Source organism: Saccharothrix deserti (assembly GCF_009769385.1).
GTDB classification, from domain to species: Bacteria; Actinomycetota; Actinomycetes; order Mycobacteriales; family Pseudonocardiaceae; genus Actinosynnema; species Actinosynnema deserti.
Genome location: NZ_VKAB01000011.1, coordinates 305,835 through 322,195, shown reverse-complemented (window position 1 = coordinate 322,195; position 16,361 = coordinate 305,835). Strand labels below are relative to the sequence as shown.

At 71.6% G+C, this 16,361-nt stretch carries 12 protein-coding genes; 9 read left to right on the top strand and 3 right to left on the bottom strand.

What is annotated here, in order from left to right:
• The first annotated feature begins 10 nt into the window (after nt 1-10).
• Nucleotides 11-1,720 carry a carbohydrate-binding protein gene (locus FM051_RS21060; protein WP_202918948.1) on the top strand — a complete coding sequence of 570 codons (1,710 nt, stop codon included), beginning with the start codon at nt 11-13 and terminating at the stop codon, nt 1,718-1,720.
• Between the two features lie 92 nt (nt 1,721-1,812).
• The gene (locus FM051_RS21055) at nt 1,813-4,632 is read left to right on the top strand and encodes a beta-L-arabinofuranosidase domain-containing protein (protein ID WP_158845959.1); all 2,820 of its coding nucleotides are present in this window, start codon (nt 1,813-1,815) and stop codon (nt 4,630-4,632) included.
• A gap of 132 nt (nt 4,633-4,764) precedes the next feature.
• Here FM051_RS21055 and FM051_RS21050 read toward each other — a convergent pair whose 3' ends face one another.
• The gene (locus tag FM051_RS21050) at nt 4,765-5,370 is read right to left on the bottom strand and encodes an Rv1733c family protein (RefSeq protein WP_158845957.1); all 606 of its coding nucleotides are present in this window, start codon (nt 5,368-5,370) and stop codon (nt 4,765-4,767) included.
• 262 nt (nt 5,371-5,632) lie between these two features.
• Here FM051_RS21050 and FM051_RS21045 point away from each other — a divergent pair, with 262 nt between their 5' ends.
• From FM051_RS21045 to FM051_RS21035, 3 genes are read left to right on the top strand one after another with little or no spacing between them, the layout of a single operon-like run.
• Nucleotides 5,633-5,788 (top strand): hypothetical protein, encoded by a 156-nt coding sequence (locus FM051_RS21045; protein WP_238412532.1) that lies wholly within the window; start codon nt 5,633-5,635, stop codon nt 5,786-5,788.
• A 6-nt stretch (nt 5,789-5,794) separates the two neighbouring features.
• A complete protein-coding gene (locus FM051_RS21040; RefSeq protein WP_158845955.1) occupies nt 5,795-7,090 on the top strand; it encodes a DJ-1/PfpI family protein in 1,296 nt (431 codons plus the stop codon).
• Between the two features lie 44 nt (nt 7,091-7,134).
• A complete protein-coding gene (locus tag FM051_RS21035; protein ID WP_158845953.1) occupies nt 7,135-7,431 on the top strand; it encodes an HPF/RaiA family ribosome-associated protein in 297 nt (98 codons plus the stop codon).
• 70 nt (nt 7,432-7,501) lie between these two features.
• On the opposite strand, the gene FM051_RS21030 is transcribed toward FM051_RS21035, so the two are convergent.
• On the bottom strand, nt 7,502-8,971 hold the full coding sequence (locus tag FM051_RS21030; protein ID WP_158845951.1) for a peptidase M16 family protein: 1,470 nt from the start codon (nt 8,969-8,971) through the stop codon (nt 7,502-7,504).
• Nucleotides 8,972-8,976: 5 nt separating this feature from the next.
• Nucleotides 8,977-9,987, bottom strand: a complete 1,011-nt coding sequence (locus FM051_RS21025) for a hypothetical protein (protein WP_158845949.1) — start codon at nt 9,985-9,987, stop codon at nt 8,977-8,979.
• Nucleotides 9,988-10,241: 254 nt separating this feature from the next.
• Between FM051_RS21025 and FM051_RS21020 the strand changes: the two genes are divergently transcribed.
• The 4 genes from FM051_RS21020 to FM051_RS21005 are packed head-to-tail and all read left to right on the top strand — an operon-like array spanning nt 10,242 to nt 16,229.
• Nucleotides 10,242-11,261: an iron ABC transporter substrate-binding protein gene (locus FM051_RS21020; RefSeq protein WP_238412531.1), complete on the top strand. Its 1,020-nt coding sequence runs from the start codon at nt 10,242-10,244 to the stop codon at nt 11,259-11,261.
• Nucleotides 11,262-11,308: 47 nt separating this feature from the next.
• Entirely contained in the window at nt 11,309-12,766 is a 1,458-nt protein-coding gene (locus FM051_RS21015; RefSeq protein WP_238412530.1) for an ABC transporter permease, read from the top strand.
• Nucleotides 12,763-13,785 (top strand): ABC transporter ATP-binding protein, encoded by a 1,023-nt coding sequence (locus FM051_RS21010; protein ID WP_158845947.1) that lies wholly within the window; start codon nt 12,763-12,765, stop codon nt 13,783-13,785. Before FM051_RS21015 ends, FM051_RS21010 begins: the two co-directional genes overlap by 4 nt.
• On the top strand, nt 13,782-16,229 hold the full coding sequence (locus tag FM051_RS21005) for a non-ribosomal peptide synthetase (protein ID WP_158845945.1): 2,448 nt from the start codon (nt 13,782-13,784) through the stop codon (nt 16,227-16,229). The genes FM051_RS21010 and FM051_RS21005 overlap by 4 nt, the downstream gene beginning before the upstream one ends.
• Nucleotides 16,230-16,361: the final 132 nt, after the last annotated feature.

Here is a 16,361-nt window from a genome sequence, read left to right as displayed (position 1 = left end):
GAGGTGCACGGTGCCAAAGCCGACACTGCGGACCGCATTAGCGGTCTCCGCCCTCGCCGCCACCACCCTGGTGGCCCCACCCCCGCAAGCACAGGCCGCCGGTCACACGCTGGTGGTCGACGCCGGCGTCCCGTTCCGGCCGGTCACGCACGCCGCGTCCGGCGGCCTGTACGCGCTCGCGGAGAACAGCAGGCCGGCCGACTCGACCCTGCTGCCCATCAAGATGCACACCCTGACCCAGCCGCCGCCCAGGGTCGGGCAGCGCCCCAACGGCCAGCCGCCCGGCGGTGACGCGATCCTCGTCGCACCGCAGGCCGACCGGGTGGGCGCCGCGCAGGTCGTGCGGCTGCCGGACATCTACCCGGACTTCCCGTACAAGTGGGTGAGCTGGGACGACTGGCTGGCCAAGGTCGACCAGATCGTCAACGACCGGCTGGCCGCGACCAGCGTCAGCAACATCACGGCGTACGAGGTGTGGAACGAGCCGGACTACACCTGGAACACCTCCGCGGCCGGTGACTTCAACGCCGGCTGGGTGCGCACCGTGCAGCGGATCCGCACCCGCGACACGGTCACCCCGCTCGCCGGTCCCAGCCACGCGTCCTGGAACGCCGACCGGATGCGGACGTTCCTCACCGTCGCCCGCGACAACAACGCCCTGCCCGACATCGTGGTGTGGCACGAGCTGAACAACACCTCGTCATCGAGGATCGCGGCGAACGTCGCGGCCTACCGGTCGATCGAGTCGTCGCTGGGCATCAGCCCGCGCCGCATCTTCATCAACGAGTACGCCGCGCCGGACGAGGTCGACGTGCCCGGCCGCGTCGCCAACTACATCGCCAAGCTGGAACGCGCCGGGGTGTGGGCCGCCGACCGGACGTTCTGGTACGAGTACGGCACGGTCAACGGCCTGGTGGTGAACAACAACCAGCCGACCGCGTCGTGGTGGCTCTACAAGTGGTACGGCGACATGGCCGGGCAGATGGTGCGCACCACCCCGCCCGCGCAGACCGGTATCGACGGGTTCGCCGCCTACGACAGCACGCGGCGGAGGGTCGAGGTCGCGTTCGGCGACGAGTCGGGCACGAACTCGGTGCGGATCACGGGCCTCGGCGCGCTGGGCGGCACCGTCCGGGTCAGGTTGGAGTCCACGCCGGGCTCCGGGCGGTTCACCGCCGTGTCCGCCCCGACCACGATCTCCAACACCACCTACACCGTCACCAACGGGCAGATCACGGTGCCGGTGCAGAACATGTCGGCGACTGCCGCGTACCACCTGGTGATCGAGCCGACCAGCGGCGTGCCGGCCTACCAGCAGCGGTACGAGGCCGAGAACGCGTCGGTGTTCCGCGCCGAACGGCTCTCCGCGAGCGGCGCGTCCAACGGCGGGTACGTCGGCCGGATCGACAACACCGGCGACTCGCGCACCGCGAGCTACGTCGACTTCATCGTCAACGTGCCGACGGCGCGCAACTACACGATGACCATCGGGTACGCCAACGGCACCGGGGCGACTTCGACACACGGCCTGGCCTACAACGGCGGCGCGTGGTCGACGATCAGCTACCCGCCGACGACCGGGTGGGGTCAGTTCGGCTCCACCGTGAGCACCACGGTCAGCCTGCGGGCCGGCTACAACGTGATCCGGCTGGCGAAGGGCTCCCCCTACTTCGCCGGCGCCACCGGGTACGCGGAACTGGACTACATCCAGCTGACCTGATCCGCGCCGCCAGTCCGTCATCCCGGCTGTCGGCGGTGCCCTGTGCACCGCCGACAGCCGTCCCCTGCCGTCCCTTTCCAGAGAGGTCCCACATGGCACAGCCCGTAGACCGGCGAGCTTTCCTCCGCGCCACGGCGTTGGCGGCGGCCACTCCCCTGGTCGCGTCCGGCATCGCCGGGCAGGCGAGCGCCCAGCCCGCCGCCGCGTCGGTGGCGGGGTCCGGGTCCGGGTCCGCACTGCCTCCGCCGGCGGCGTGGCGGGTGCGGCCGTTCGCGTTGGACGACGTGTCACTCGGCAACAGCGTCTTCGCCGCCAAGCGCGATCTGATGCTCGACTACGGCCGCGGGTACGACGTGGACCGGTTGTTGCAGGTCTTCCGCGCGAACGCCGGGCTGTCCACGCGTGGCGCGGTGGCGCCCGGCGGCTGGGAGGGCCTGGACGGCGAGGCCAACGGCAACCTGCGGGGCCACTACACCGGGCATTTCCTCACCATGCTGTCCCAGGCGTACGCGGGCACCGGGGACGAGAGCTACGCCGACAAGATCCGGTACATGATCGGCGCGTTGGTCGAGGTCCGCGACGCGCTGCGGCGTGACCCGGTGGTGCTCGCCACGCCGGGTCGGTTCGGGTCGGCCACCGAGCACCTGCGCGGCTCGTACCAGTACGTCGACCTGCCGCCGACCGTGCTCGGCAACGCCGCCACCATCACCATCTCGGCGTGGGTCAAGCCGACGCACGACGCCAACTGGGCGCGGGTGTTCGACTTCGGCAACGACACCACCCGGTACCTGTACCTGGCCGCACGGAACCAGACCGGCGTGCCGCGGTTCGCCATCACCACCGGCGGTCCGGGCCGCGAGCAGGGCATCAACGGCACCGCGCCGTTGCCGCTCAACGAGTGGAGCCACGTGGCGGTGACCATCGCGGGCACCACGGGCACGCTGTACGTCAACGGCGAGCAGGTCGGCCTGAACACCGCCATGACGCTCAACCCGGCGGTGCTCGGGCAGCTGCGCAACAACTGGCTCGGCCGGTCCAACTACCCCGACCCGGTGTTCGCCGGTGCGTTGGACGAGGTCAACGTGTGGTCGCGGGCGTTGAGCGCGGACGAGATCCGGCAGCTGCGCGACACCCCGGCCAAGGGCGACCTGGCGTCGTACGGCTTCGACGAGACGCAGGGCGCGACGTTCGCCGACGCGTCCGGGCGCGGTCAGCACGCGACGTTGCGGCGCACGTGGGGCCTGCCGAGCCACCCCGGTTTCCTGGCCGCCTACCCGGAGACGCAGTTCATCACGCTGGAATCGATGACCAGCGGCAACTACACCGTCGTGTGGGCGCCGTACTACACCGCGCACAAGATCCTGCGCGGCCTGCTCGACGCCTACCTCAACACCGGCGACGAGCGGGCGCTCGACCTCGCCGAGGGCATGTGCGACTGGATGCACTCGCGGCTGTCCAAGCTGCCCAAGGCCACGCTCCAGCGGATGTGGGGCATCTTCTCCAGCGGCGAGTTCGGCGGCCTCGTGGAGGCGATCTGCGACCTGCACGCCATCAGCGGCAAGGCCGAGCACCTGGCGTTGGCCAAGCTGTTCGACCTGGACCGGCTCATCGACTCGTGCGCCGCGGGCACCGACATCCTCGACGGCCTGCACGCCAACCAGCACATCCCGATCCTCACCGGCATGGTGCGGCTGCACGACGAGACCGGCGAGCAGCGTTATCTGACGGCGGCGCGGAACTTCTGGGACATGGTCGTGCCCACCCGCATGTACAGCATCGGCGGCACGAGCACGGCGGAGTTCTGGAAGGCGCGCGGCAGCATCGTCGGCACGTTGAGCGACACCAACGCCGAGACGTGCTGCGCCTACAACATGCTCAAGCTGAGCCGGGTGCTGTTCTTCCACGAGCAGGACCCGAAGTACATGGACTACTGCGAGCGCGCGCTCTACAACCAGGTGCTGGGGTCCAAACAGGACCGGGCCGACGCGGAGAAGCCACTGGTCACGTACTTCATCGGGCTGCTGCCGGGTCACGTGCGGGACTACACGCCGAAGGCCGGCACCACGTGCTGCGAGGGCACCGGCATGGAGAGCGCGACCAAGTACCAGGACTCGGTGTACTTCGCCAAGGCCGACGGCAGCGCGCTGTACGTCAACCTCTACAGCGCGTCCACGTTGAAGTGGGAGGAGAAGGGCGTCACGGTCACGCAGACCACGAACTACCCGATCGAGCAGGGCACCACGATCACCGTGCGCGGCGGCGGCCGGTTCGACCTGCACCTGCGCGTGCCGGGGTGGGCGCGGTCCGGGTTCCGGGTCGAGGTCAACGGTGAGAGGGTGCCGCGTGACGCCGTCGCGGGCTCGTACTTCACCCTGTCCCGGACGTGGCGCAGCGGCGACACCGTGAGCGTCTCGATCCCGTTCAAGCTGCGGGTGGAGCGGGCGTTGGACGATCCGGCGACGCAGACGTTGTTCTACGGTCCGGTGAACCTGGTCGCGCGTGACGCCCGCCGGACGTTCCTGGAGCTCGGGCTGTACCGCAACGCCGGCCTGTCCGGTGACCTGCTGCCCAGCCTGACGCCCGTGTCGGGCAAGCCGCTGCACCACGTGCTGGACGGGGTCGAGTTCGCGCCGTTCTTCGAGGGCACGGAGGACCCGACGCACGTCTACTTCCACCGCCGTGAGCCGGCCATCGCGTTCGGCGGGCGGGACTCCGGAGTGGCGAACCCGAGCCGGAGCGACGGCACGACGTTCCTCGACGAGGTGTGGGCCGCCGCGCCGTTCCGGGGCAAGGGTCACCTGATCCAGCACGTGAAGGCCACCGCGCAGGCGTGGGCGGACGCCGGTCTGCTCACCGCCGCCGATGCGCGGAAGGTGGTGAGCACGGCCCAGGACGCCACCTACGCGGCGTGAGTCGGCCCAAGTCCGCGGCAACGCCTGGCTGCGATTGACGGCCCACCCGAACAGGCGGACCTCCACCGGTCCGCCTGTTCGGACGTCTGCGGCAGGTGAGGGGGTTCTGCCCCGGTTCGTCGAGGTGGGTCGTCATCCGAGCTTCCGCCAACCGGGCTCGACCGCCGCCCACTCCGACTCCAAGCGGCGCCGGCGGATCCTGGCGTGCGCCGACCGGACGACCACGTAGAACAGCGCCGCCGCCCCGCCCAACGCGATCCACGAACCGGTGGCGACGGCCGCCGCCGTGACCACCGCGCCCTCGGCCGTCGACGGCGGCGCCACCGGCGAACCGGTGCCGTCGACCCAGATCCGGACCTTGCCGCCGGCGGGCACCTCACCGGGCGCCTCGACGTCACCCCGCCGCGTCGTCCCGTCGGGCAGCGTCCACGTCGCGGGGACGTCGGACCTCGGCGCCGACCCGTCGTGCACGTTGCCGCCCGCGGAGTCGGGCGTGTCCCCCAGCAGCACGGCGTCGACCTCGCGGCGGTCGCGCAACTGCTCCTCCGAGGCCTCGGCCTGCGCCGCGTAGACCTCCGACCCGACCGCCGCCGCGATCGGCAGGCCCAACAACGTCACCGTCACCGACGCGACCGCCACGGCGCCCTCCAGCCGGTCACCGAGATCGGCCATCGGGTTGCGCCAGGCGAAGACCTGACGCACCAGCCGTGGGACGGGCGCACCCGATCGCGGGTCCATGTCCCGACCTCCTCCTGTGAGCTGACGTCCAGGTTCGTCCGAACGGAGCACCGCACACAGGGCCGTTGGTCACCGCAACGGTCCCTGACAGGTAGGGACTTCCGGCCCTGCGAACGCATGTGCGACCGACCGGGGCACGATCACCGGCCGGGTGCGCGTCCTGATCTCCCCACCGGCTCTCCGACGCGGTTGACCACGGTGTTCGGGCTCCAGCACAGCAGTTGCGCGGGTACGCCGCCACGGCTGGGCCGGCATCGCCGAGATGTCCGCCGCGATGTACCTGCCGTTCCTCGTCCTGCTGCCGTTCCACTGGACCGGTCTGCTGTCCGGGACGGCGCTGATGACCGCCGGGCACGTGCTGATGGTCCCGGCCATGATCGCCGCGATGCTGCGCCGCCGCCACGAGTACGGGTGCTGAACGGCCATGCGCACCGCCCTTCGGATCACGGGGACCGCCCTGGTGTTCCTGCTCGCCGTCCTCGCCCTGCCCGCCGGCTTCGGCGCCCCGACCGTCGTGGCCGCGTTCGACGACCTGCACGCTCCGCGAACCGACGGCGCGGCGCCCTTACCCGCACCGGTGGCGCACGACCCGGCCAAGCCGACCGCCGTCGTCGTGGTGGGTGACAAGGGCGCCGTCGTGTCCGACGCGCTCGCCCCCTACGAGGTCCTGGCCACGACGGGCGCGTTCAACGTCTACACGGTCGCGCCCACCGGGCGCCCGGTTCCGCTGACCGGTGGCCTGGACCTGGTCCCGGACCTGACGTTCACCGAACTCGACCGCCTGCTCGGTGAGGCCGCGGACGTGGTCGTCGTGCCGGCCATGCCCGACGTCGGCGAGAGCACGTCGAAGCCGGTCACCGACTGGCTCGTCCGGCAGGCGGCGGGCGGATCGCTGCTGCTCGGCGTCTGCAACGGATCCGCCGTGCTCGCCTCGGCCGGCCTGCTCGACGGGCGTGAGGCGGCCACGCACTGGTTCCGCGTCGATGGTTCCGAAGACCGCTACCCGGCCGTCGAGTGGGTGCGTGGAACGCGGTACGTCGACGACGGCGACATCATCAGCGCGGCCGGCATCCTGTCCGGTATCGACGGCACGCTGCGCGTGGTCGAGCGGCTGGTCAGCCCGGAGGCGGCGGTCCGGGCCGCGGACGCCACCGGCTGGCGGCACTACCGCCGGGGCACGGCGGCCTCGATGGCGCAGGCGCGGTTCGGGCCGGCCGACACCGTGGTCGGTCTCAACACCGGCTTCGGCTGGGACCGCCCCACGATCGGGGTGCTGCTCACCGACGGGGTCGGGGAGATCGAGCTGGCTTCCGTCTTCGACACCTACGGGCAGTCGCTGGCGGCCCGCACGTCGGCGGTCGCTCCCGACACCGAGCCGGTGCGGTCCCGGCACGGCCTGACGTTCGTGCCGCGGGCGGACCCGACGGCGGCCGGCGACCTCGACCGGCTGGTCGTGCCGGGAGCCGAGGCCGCGGACCGGCGCGCGGCAGACCGATACGCCGACCTGGCACCGGTCTACCCGCACCAGGAGCCCGGCTTCCCGTTCGACGGCGTCCTGCTGGACCTCGCCCGTACGACCGACGTCGCCACTGCGGAGTGGACGGCGAAGGTGCTGGAGTACCCGACGGACCACCTCGCCCTCACCGGACCGGTCCGGTGGGCCGTGAACTCGTCCCTGCGTAACGACTCCAGGCGCGCGGTCGTCCACCACGGTGTCTGAGGGGATCGGGCGTACTGTTCTGGTGAACGAGGAGGCTTTCAGACATGAGCCGCGTGCACGAGATCGTGAACATCCAGACCGATCTGGCGACCGGTATCCCCGGCGCGGCCGGGGACTACGCGCGGGTGAAGGTCGCCTCCGTCGCCAAGTACGCCCCCGCCGACATCCAGTACGCGAAGGTCCGCCTCACCACGGACGGTCCGCGGCGGATCGTCGCGCACGCCTCGCTGGACGTGAACGGCACTCCGATCAACGCCGAGGCGGGCGGGGAGACCTACCACGAGGCCGTGGACCTGTTGCACGAACGGCTCCGGCACCAGCTCGTGGACCTGGGTCACTGAGGACATCGAGGAACAACGGCGCCGATCCCCGAGCCGGGGTCGGCGCCGTTCTCCGTTCACGGGCTCGTCCTCAGCCGATCAGATCCGTCCTCGGGTAGAACAGCGCCGGGTCCACGGCGGCTTCGAGCGCGACGACCGCCTCCCCCGCACCGCGGAACAGGTCGGGGTCGATCGGCACCAGGCACCCGTACCTGCCGAACACCGTGCGTGCACCGTCGTGGACCTCGACCCCGACGACGTCCGCGAACCGGACCATGTGCACGTCACCGTCGTCGTCCCGCAGCGTGACGCTGTCGGCGGTGAGCACCAGCGATGCCCGGCGGGCGGAGCCGTTCACCATGCGGGCGAACAGCGGCGGGCGGAACACCCGGCCGTCCGGCACGGCGCCCGCACGCGCACAGCCGCCGACGGCGACCCGCTTGCCATCCCGGTCGGACAACTCGAGCACGCCGCCCTCCGGCACGACGAGCAGCGCCGTCCGCAGCCCTTCCGAGATCACCGCCGCGACCTGCTCCGGCGTGACCGCCTTCAGCTCCGCCAGCCACTCCTGGCTGGTGTGGAACGACTCGCCGAGCAGTTCGGCGCGCGCCCGCAGGTCCAGTTCGGCGTCGACCAGCCTCGGGTCCTCGATCGCCTCGGCGAACGCGGTCACCTCGTGGTCGATCTCGTCCTGATCCGGCCCGAACGCGGCCAGTTGGCGCGCGGTGTCCCACAGGATCTCCGCGACCTCGGTCTCCCGGCCCTCCCGGGCGTCGACCCAGATCATGCGTTCGGCCGTGACGGGGTCGACATCGGCACGCTCGGCGCCCACGTCGTAGCTGAGGCCCTTCTCCCGCCGCGCGACCGTGGTCAGCCGCTCCTGCAGCACCTGCATCCCGAGGCTCCACGCCGCCGACACCGCCGGTCCGCGCATGCCCAGCCCCGGGCACGGCACGCTCTCGGCCGACCAGCGCGGACCGGCGACCGGCAACGGCGCCTGCGGCTCGTGGAAGGGCCTCGGTCCGTCCGGGAGAGGCAGCCGAAGTCCCTCCGGCGGCGGGCCCGTGAGCGTCAGGACCGCGTTGCCCTTGGTGAAGAACCGTGCCGCGTGCGCCGCGACGGCCGAAGCCGGGATGCGGTCGTAGCCGGGCCCGATCCACGGCGCCAGGCCGTACCCGGAGGTGCCGAAACGACGTGCCAGCAGGGTGGCGGCGGTCGGGTGCGTGACCTGGCCGCCCTCGGCGGCGAGGACGCCCGCCTCCTTGTCGATCCGGTCCAGCGGCAGGTCGGCCAGTGCCCGGCAGACCACGTCCAGGAACTCGACCAGCTGCGCGGGCTTGCCGGTCGCGAAGAACTGGGTGATCTCCAGGCCGACCGAGGCGTTGTGCTCGTGGTGCACGCGCGGCAGCGTGCTCATCGCCAGGTGCTCGATGAGGTGCGTGATGCCGATCGTGCGGAACGTCTCGTCCCGCGTCCCGCAGCCGAACGTGAGCGTGGCCGTCATGGGCGCCGGGCCCTGCGCCCAGAAGACGGGAACCCCGTCGATCACCGTCTGTTCCATCGTCACTACCCGATCCCCATGCCGGTTCCGGCGACGGCGTTGCGAGCCTTCGCGAACTGTTCTTCGTGGTCGCCGAAATAGCCCCACGGCCACAACGCAGGGCGTTCGCCCGAATACGCAAGGTGTCGAGCGAGGCGCATGGTGTCGGAAGGCTTGCTCGCCATGTCGTCGCCCAACTGGTGGTAGAAAGTCGCGAAGACCTGGTTGGCCGCCAACCACCTCGGGTGCCCGCCGAAAACGTCGACACCGGCCAGCAGGCGGTCCGACGCCGCGTCCACCTCCGCGCGCACGGGGGCCTTGCCCAGGTACGTCATGCCCTTCCAGAGCCGCTTGAAGAAGTTGCCGTTGTCCAGGTTGTGGATGTGGACCTCGACGTGCGCGACGGCGATCAAGGCCAGCAGCGGGTGGCCGGGCGGGAGGTCGGCGGTGCGGGACCTGGCGAACTCCAGCATCGTTTCGTGACTGCCGTACCACTTGGCCGCGAGCGACTGCAGACGCGTGTAGTTGGCCCCGTAGAGGTCCGGCGAACGCCGGCCGACTTGCGCGAACACCTCGTCGCCCTCGTCGTCGTGCTCGGGCGCGCCCAGGGCGCCGTGCATCAACTCGCTCCACGGCACGGCGTCGTCGGGCGCGAGCTTCGCCGCCCGCCGCAGCACCGCCCTGGCCTGCTTCGTCAGGTCGACCAACTGGCCGAACTGCTCGTCGGTGGTGTGCTCGGCGAAGGCGGCGCCCCTGGCCTGCCACGCCGCCGCGTCCAGCGCGCTGCCCCACAGCAACAACCGCTCGACGTCGTCACGCTGTTCCTCCGCAGCGGCACGCAGGAGCGGCAGCACCGCAGAGCCCGCCTGGCCGAGGATCGTGACGCACAGTTCACGTCGATCCGGCTGCTCGCGGGTGGCGGCGAGGAGGTCGAACGCCGGGGTCGGGTCGCCGTCGCACAGCGCCCTGACTGCGCGCTCCAACTCCGGGTCGTTCCACGCGGGGTCCACATGCGATGGCAGGTCAGCACGCACCATGATGATCCATTCCGAGAAAAAGCGCGTTGTCCCAGGGCGCGCTGATCGCGCGGACGCTAGCACGCGGAACACGGAACTCGTCCAGCACGAAATGGCGTCGGTCCGCCCACCGGAACGGACCCCTGTGTACCCGAACGAGTGATGTGTCCGGGGTCGCACCAGCCGTTATCGTCGCGGTCTTGTGCGGCATTTAGGTTAGCTTTACCTTGTCTCCGCCTGAGCCGCCTGGGGGGTGAGTTCTAGGAGGACCCGCAGTGAGCCGTCGCGCACGCGCTGTCGCGTTGATCATGGCTTTGCTGACCGTTCCGGTCGTCGCGTGCGGCAGCGGTGCCGGCGGCGGTGACGCGCTGGTGATCTACTCCGGCCGCAACGAGGGACTCGTGGGCGGTGTGCTCGACCAACTCGAGCAGGCCACCGGCGTCGACGTCGAGGTCCGCTACGGCAGCAGCGGCGAGATGGCGGCGCAGCTGTTGGAGGAGGGCGACGGCACCCGGGCCGACGTGTTCTTCTCGCAGGACGCGGGCGCGCTGGGCGCGGTCGCCGAACAGGGCAGGCTCGCCGAGCTGCCCTCCGACGTGCTCGACCTGGTGCCCGCCGAGTACCGCGCGGACGACGGCCGGTGGGTGGCGACCTCGGCCCGTGCCCGGGTGGTCGCCTACGACCCGCGGGTCGTCACCGAGGCCGAGTTGCCGCAGAGCCTGGACGACGTGGTCGACCCGAAGTGGAAGGGCCGGATCGGGTACGCGCCCACCAACGGGTCGTGGCAGGCGTTCGTCACGTCGGTGCGCGTGCTCAAGGGCGAGGAGTTCGCCAAGGACTGGCTGCGCCGGTTCGCCGCGAACGAGCCGAAGCGCTACGACAACAACATCGCGATCCTCAACGCGGTCGACGACGGTCAGCTGCCCGCCGGGCTGATCAACCACTACTACTGGTACGCCAAGGTCGCCGAGAACGGCGCCGACGCGGTCAAGGTGAAGCTGCACCACGTGAGCGGTGGCGACCCGCTGGGTCTGGTGAACGTGGCGGGCGCGGGCGTGATCGCGGGCAACGACCGCAACGACGCCGCCGTCAAGGCGGTCCGGTTCCTGCTGTCCGAGCAGGCGCAGCGGTACTTCGCCGACGAGACCGCCGAGTACCCGGCCAACCCGTCGGTCAAGTCGAGCAAGCACCAGCTGCCGGCGTTGACCGAGCTGAACGGGCCGGACATCGACCTGTCCAAGCTGTCCTCGCTCCAGCAGACGCTGGCCCTGTTGCAGGAAGCGGGGCTGTCCTGAGCGGTCCGCTGCGGGCCGCACCGACGAACACAGCACTCGCCCTGGTCGTGGCCGGGGTCGCCCTGACACCCCTCGCCTACCTCGCGGTCCGCTCCTTCGACCGCGGTGTGGGCGAGGTCGGGCGGGTGCTCCTGCGTGCCCGCACCCTCGACCTGGCCGTGCGCAGCCTCGCGTTGGCGGGCGCGGTGACGGTGGCCTGCGTGGTGATCGGCGTGCTCGGCGCGTGGCTGGTGGTGCGCAGCGACCTGGTCGGCCGACACGTCGCCGGCGTGCTGCTGGTGCTGCCGCTGGCCGTGCCGTCCTACGTGGCCGGGTTCACCTGGGTGGCGCTGCTGCCGGACCTGACCGGGTTCGCGGGCGCGTTCCTGGTGCTCACGCTGGTGTCGTTCCCGTACGTGCTGCTGCCGGTCGCCGCCGCCCTGCGCACGGCCGACCCGGCGGTGGAGGAGGTCGCGCGGTCGCTCGGGCGGACGAGCGCGCAGACGTTCTTCTCGGTGACGCTGCGCCAGATCCGGCCGGCGGCGACGGCGGGCGGGTTGTTGGTGGCGCTGTACGCGTTGAGCGATTTCGGCGCGGTGTCGTTGATGCGCTACGAGGCGTTCACGCTCGGCATCTACACGAGCTACCGGGCCACGTTCGACCGCACGCCCGCCGCGATCCTGGGGTGCGTCCTGGTGGTGCTGGCGATCGCGTTGACGGTCGGTGAACGCCGGGCGCGCGGTGCCGCCGCCGCGACCCGCGGCCCTCGCCGGGCGGTCACCGTGCCGTTGGGTCGGGCCCGTGTCCCGGCGCTGGTGGGCACCGCCGCGTTGGTCGTGGTGTCGCTGGGCGTGCCGGTGTTCAGCCTCGGCTGGTGGCTGGCCGCGGGTCGGTCCACCATGGGCGACGACCTGCTGACCACGACCTTGAACACGGTGACGGTGTCGGCTCTGGGCGCGGCGCTGACGATCGTGATGGCGCTGCCGGTCGGGGTGCTCGCGGCACGTCATCGCGGTGCGTTGGTGCGGGGCGTGGAGCTCGCCGGGTTCGCCGGTCACGCGTTGCCGGGCATCACGATCGGGCTGGCGCTGGTGTTCTTCGGCATCCGGTTCGCGCCCGGTCTCTACCAGACCACGCCGATGCTGGCGTTCGCCTACGCGGTGCTGTTCCTGCCGCTCGCCGTGGGCGCGGTGCGCACGGCCGTCGCGCACGCGCCGCCGGTCCTCGAAGACGTGTCGCGGTCGTTGGGCAAGGGCCGGACCGCGACGCGGTTGCGGGTGACGGTGCCGCTGGCCGCGCCGGGCATCCTCGCCGGCGCCGCGCTGGTCTTCCTGACCTGCGCCAAGGAGTTGCCCGCGACCCTGCTGCTGCGGCCGACCGGCGTCGACACGCTGGCGACCGAGCTGTGGACCAAGACGGAGGTCGCCGCGTACGCCGCCGCGGCCCCGTACGCGGCGGTGTTGTTGGTGGTCGCGGCGATACCCGCCGTGGTGCTGGACCGGTTCCTGCGTGGAGGTGATCGATGAGCGACTTGCGCGTCAGCGGACTCGTCGCGGGCTACGGGCCCGAACCGGTGCTGCGCGGCCTGGACCTCGCCGTGCCCGAGGGCGGCCTGCTCGCCGTGCTCGGGCCGTCCGGGTGCGGCAAGACGACGTTGCTGCGGGTGCTCGCGGGCTTCCACCCGGTGCGGTCGGGCGAGGTCCGGCTCGGTCACCGGGTGCTGGCGGACCGGTCCACGCACGTGCCGCCGGAACGGCGCGGTATCGGGATCGTGCCGCAGGAAGGCGCGTTGTTCCCGCACCTGACCGTGGCGGGCAACGTCGGGTTCGGGCTGACGCGGGCGCAGCGGCGGGACGGCCGGGTCGAGGAGTTGCTGGAGCTGGTCGGGCTGTCCGGGTACGGCAAGCGGATGCCCGCGCAGCTGTCCGGCGGGCAGCAGCAGCGGGTCGCGCTGGCGCGGGCGTTGGCGCCGAGGCCGGGTGTGGTGCTCATGGACGAGCCGTTCTCGTCGCTGGACGCCAGCCTGCGCGATGAACTGCGTGTCGACGTGCGGGCGGCGTTGCACGCGTTCGGCGCGACCGCTTTGTTGGTGACGCACGACCAGGAGGAAGCGCTGGGCGTCGCCGACCTGGTCGCGGTGCTGCGTGACGGCGTGGTGGCGCAACTCGGTGCGCCGCAACAGATCTACACGTCACCGGCCGATCTCGGGGTGGCGTTGTTCGTGGGCGAGGCGGTGACGTTCGACGGTTCGGCGCGTGACGGGGTGGCCGAGACGCCGTTGGGCCGGCTGCCGGTCCGCGACACGGCTCTCGGTGCCGGCACGGTGTTGGTGCGGCCCGAGCAGCTGCACGTCGGCACGGACGGCGTCGCGGCCACCGTGGACGACGTGCTGTTCCACGGCCACGACGCGACCGTGCTGCTGCGGCTGGGCGACGGCACGCGGGTGCGGTCGCGCGTCCAGGGACCGCCGCCGGTGCGGCCCGGTGACGCCACGGCGGTGCGCGTGTCCGGTTCGGCGCTGTTCTTCGACGGCCACCCGTCATGACCGCCACCGCCGACCTCGGGTTCGCGGCGGGGCTCGCCGCGCACGGTGACCGGATCGCCCTCGTGACACCGGACGGCGCCGCGATCAGCTACCGGGAACTGGACGACCGGGTCTCCACCGCCGTGGACCGGCTGGGCCCGGTGCGCCGGCTGGTGCTGCTGGCCGTGCGCAACGACGTCGACTCGCTCGTCACCTACCTGGCCGCGTTGCGCGGCGGGCACCCGGTGCTGCTCGCCGCGCCCGCGCAGGTGTCCGCGCTGTCGTCCGCCTACGACCCGGACGTGGTCGTCGACGGCCGGTGGACCGAGCACCGGACGGGCACCGCGCACGAGTTGCACCCCGACCTCGCGTTGCTGCTGTCCACGTCGGGCTCGACCGGATCGCCCAAGTTGGTGCGGTTGTCGGCGGACAACCTGGCGGCCAACGCCGAGGCGATCGCCGAGTACCTGGACATCCGCGCCACGGACCGCGCGATCACATCGTTGCCGATGCACTACTGCTACGGGCTGTCCGTGGTGAACAGCAACCTGCTGCGCGGGGCGGGGCTCGTGCTGACGGACCGGTCGGTGGTCGACCCGGCGTTCTGGGCCTCGGTCCGGGAGCACGGCGTGACCAGCCTGCACGGCGTGCCGCACACGTTCGACCTGCTCGACACCGTCGGGTTCGAGCGGATGGACCTGCCGAGCCTGCGGTACGTGACGCAGGCGGGCGGGCGGCTCGCACCCGAGTCGGTCAGCCGGTTCGCGCGGCTCGGCGAGGAGCGCGGCTGGCGGCTGTTCGTCATGTACGGGCAGACCGAGGCGACGGCCCGGATGGCGTACCTGCCACCCGAACTGGCGCGCACCCACCCGTCGGCGATCGGCGTGCCCGTCCCCGGCGGTGAGTTCGACATCGCGTCGGACGGTGAGTTGGTGTACCGCGGTCCGAACGTGATGCTCGGTTACGCGTCCAGCAGCGCCGACCTCGCGCTCGGCCGCACGACCGGTGAGCTGCGGACCGGTGACCTGGGGCGGCGCACGCCCGAGGGCCTGTACGAGGTGATCGGGCGGAAGAACCGGTTCCTCAAGCTGTTCGGGTTGCGGATCGACCTCGACCGGGTCGAACGGGTGCTGGCCGAGGAGGGCTTCGAGGCGGCGTGCGCGGGGACCGATGACGTGCTCGTGGTCGCGGTGCGGGGTTCGGTCCGGCGGGTGGACCAGCTCGTGCGGGCGAGGTTCGGCCTGCCCGGTGCGAGCGTGCGCGTTGTCCGTGCCCGCGTCGTCCCCCGGCTGGCGAACGGGAAGGTCGACTACGCGGCGGTGGCCGGGCTGGGCCGGGCGGCGGGTGCCGGTGGCGGTTCGGTCAGGCAGGTGTTCGCTTCCGCGCTCGGGGTTTCGGACGTGCCGGACGACGCGACGTTCGTCGACCTCGGCGGTGACTCGTTGAGCTACGTCCGGACGTCGGTCGCGCTGGAACGGGTGCTCGGCCCGTTGCCGGAGGACTGGCCGACCACACCGGTGGCGGAGCTCGAACGGCGGCGTGCGCCGGTGTCGCGGACGCCTTCGGTCGAGACGAACATCGTGTTGCGGGCGTTCGCGATCGTGCTGGTGGTCGGGTCGCACATCGAGTTCTTCGACATCACGGGCGGGGCGCACCTGCTGCTCGTCATCGCGGGGTGGAACTTCGCCCGGTTCGTGCTGCCCGAGCCCGCTCGGATGCTGCGCAGTGCGGCGTTGATCGCGGCACCGGCCGTGCTGTGGCTCGCGTACCGGGTGGCGGCCACGGACGACGTGACGGTCGTGAACGTGTTGCTGGTGAACAACTTCGTCGGCACGGGCGCGGTCGGTTACTGGTTCGTGGAAGTCGTGGTGCACGTGCTGGTGGCGTTCGCGGTGCTGTTCGCGGTGCCCGTGGTGCGGCGGGTCGAACGCGCGCACGGGTTCGTCACCGCGCTGCTGTTCCTCGGTCTGGCTCTGCTGCTGCGCGTCGGTTTCGACGCGTCGAGCTCCTTCGCCGAACGCAACATGACCACGTTGGGCGCGGTGTGGTTCTTCGTGCTCGGCTGGCTCGTGCAGCGGGCGGAGACGCGGTGGCAGAAGGTGGTCGTGCTGGTCCTGGCGTTCGCGTTGATCCCAGGCACGTTCGACGACCGGGCACGGGAAGCGGTCGTGGTGGTGGGCTTGGTGCTGCTGGTCGTGGTGGCGCGGGTGTGGCTGCCCAGGGCGGCGGTGGCGGCGGTGACACTCGTGGCCAGCGCGTCGCTCTACATCTACCTGACGCACTACGCGGTGTTCCCGGCGCTGCTCGACCACCTGCCGCGCTCGCTCGTCGTGGTGTCGAGCCTGGCGGCGGGCATCGTCGCGTGGCGGGTGGTCGGCCGGTACGAGCGCACCGTGATCCGCTGGTCCCGCCGGGCGTTCCAGCTCAGCTCCGGAGCTCGCCCTCCAGCAGGCCCATTCGGATAGCCGGTCGACATCCACCGCGTGACCCCGGGATCGCTGTTCCAGCGCCAGCGCCAGCGGGCCTCGGCGTCGGACACGTCCGGGGGACGCAGTCGTACCGGTTCTCCGGCAAGCAACGGCCGGCGCTCCGGTCGA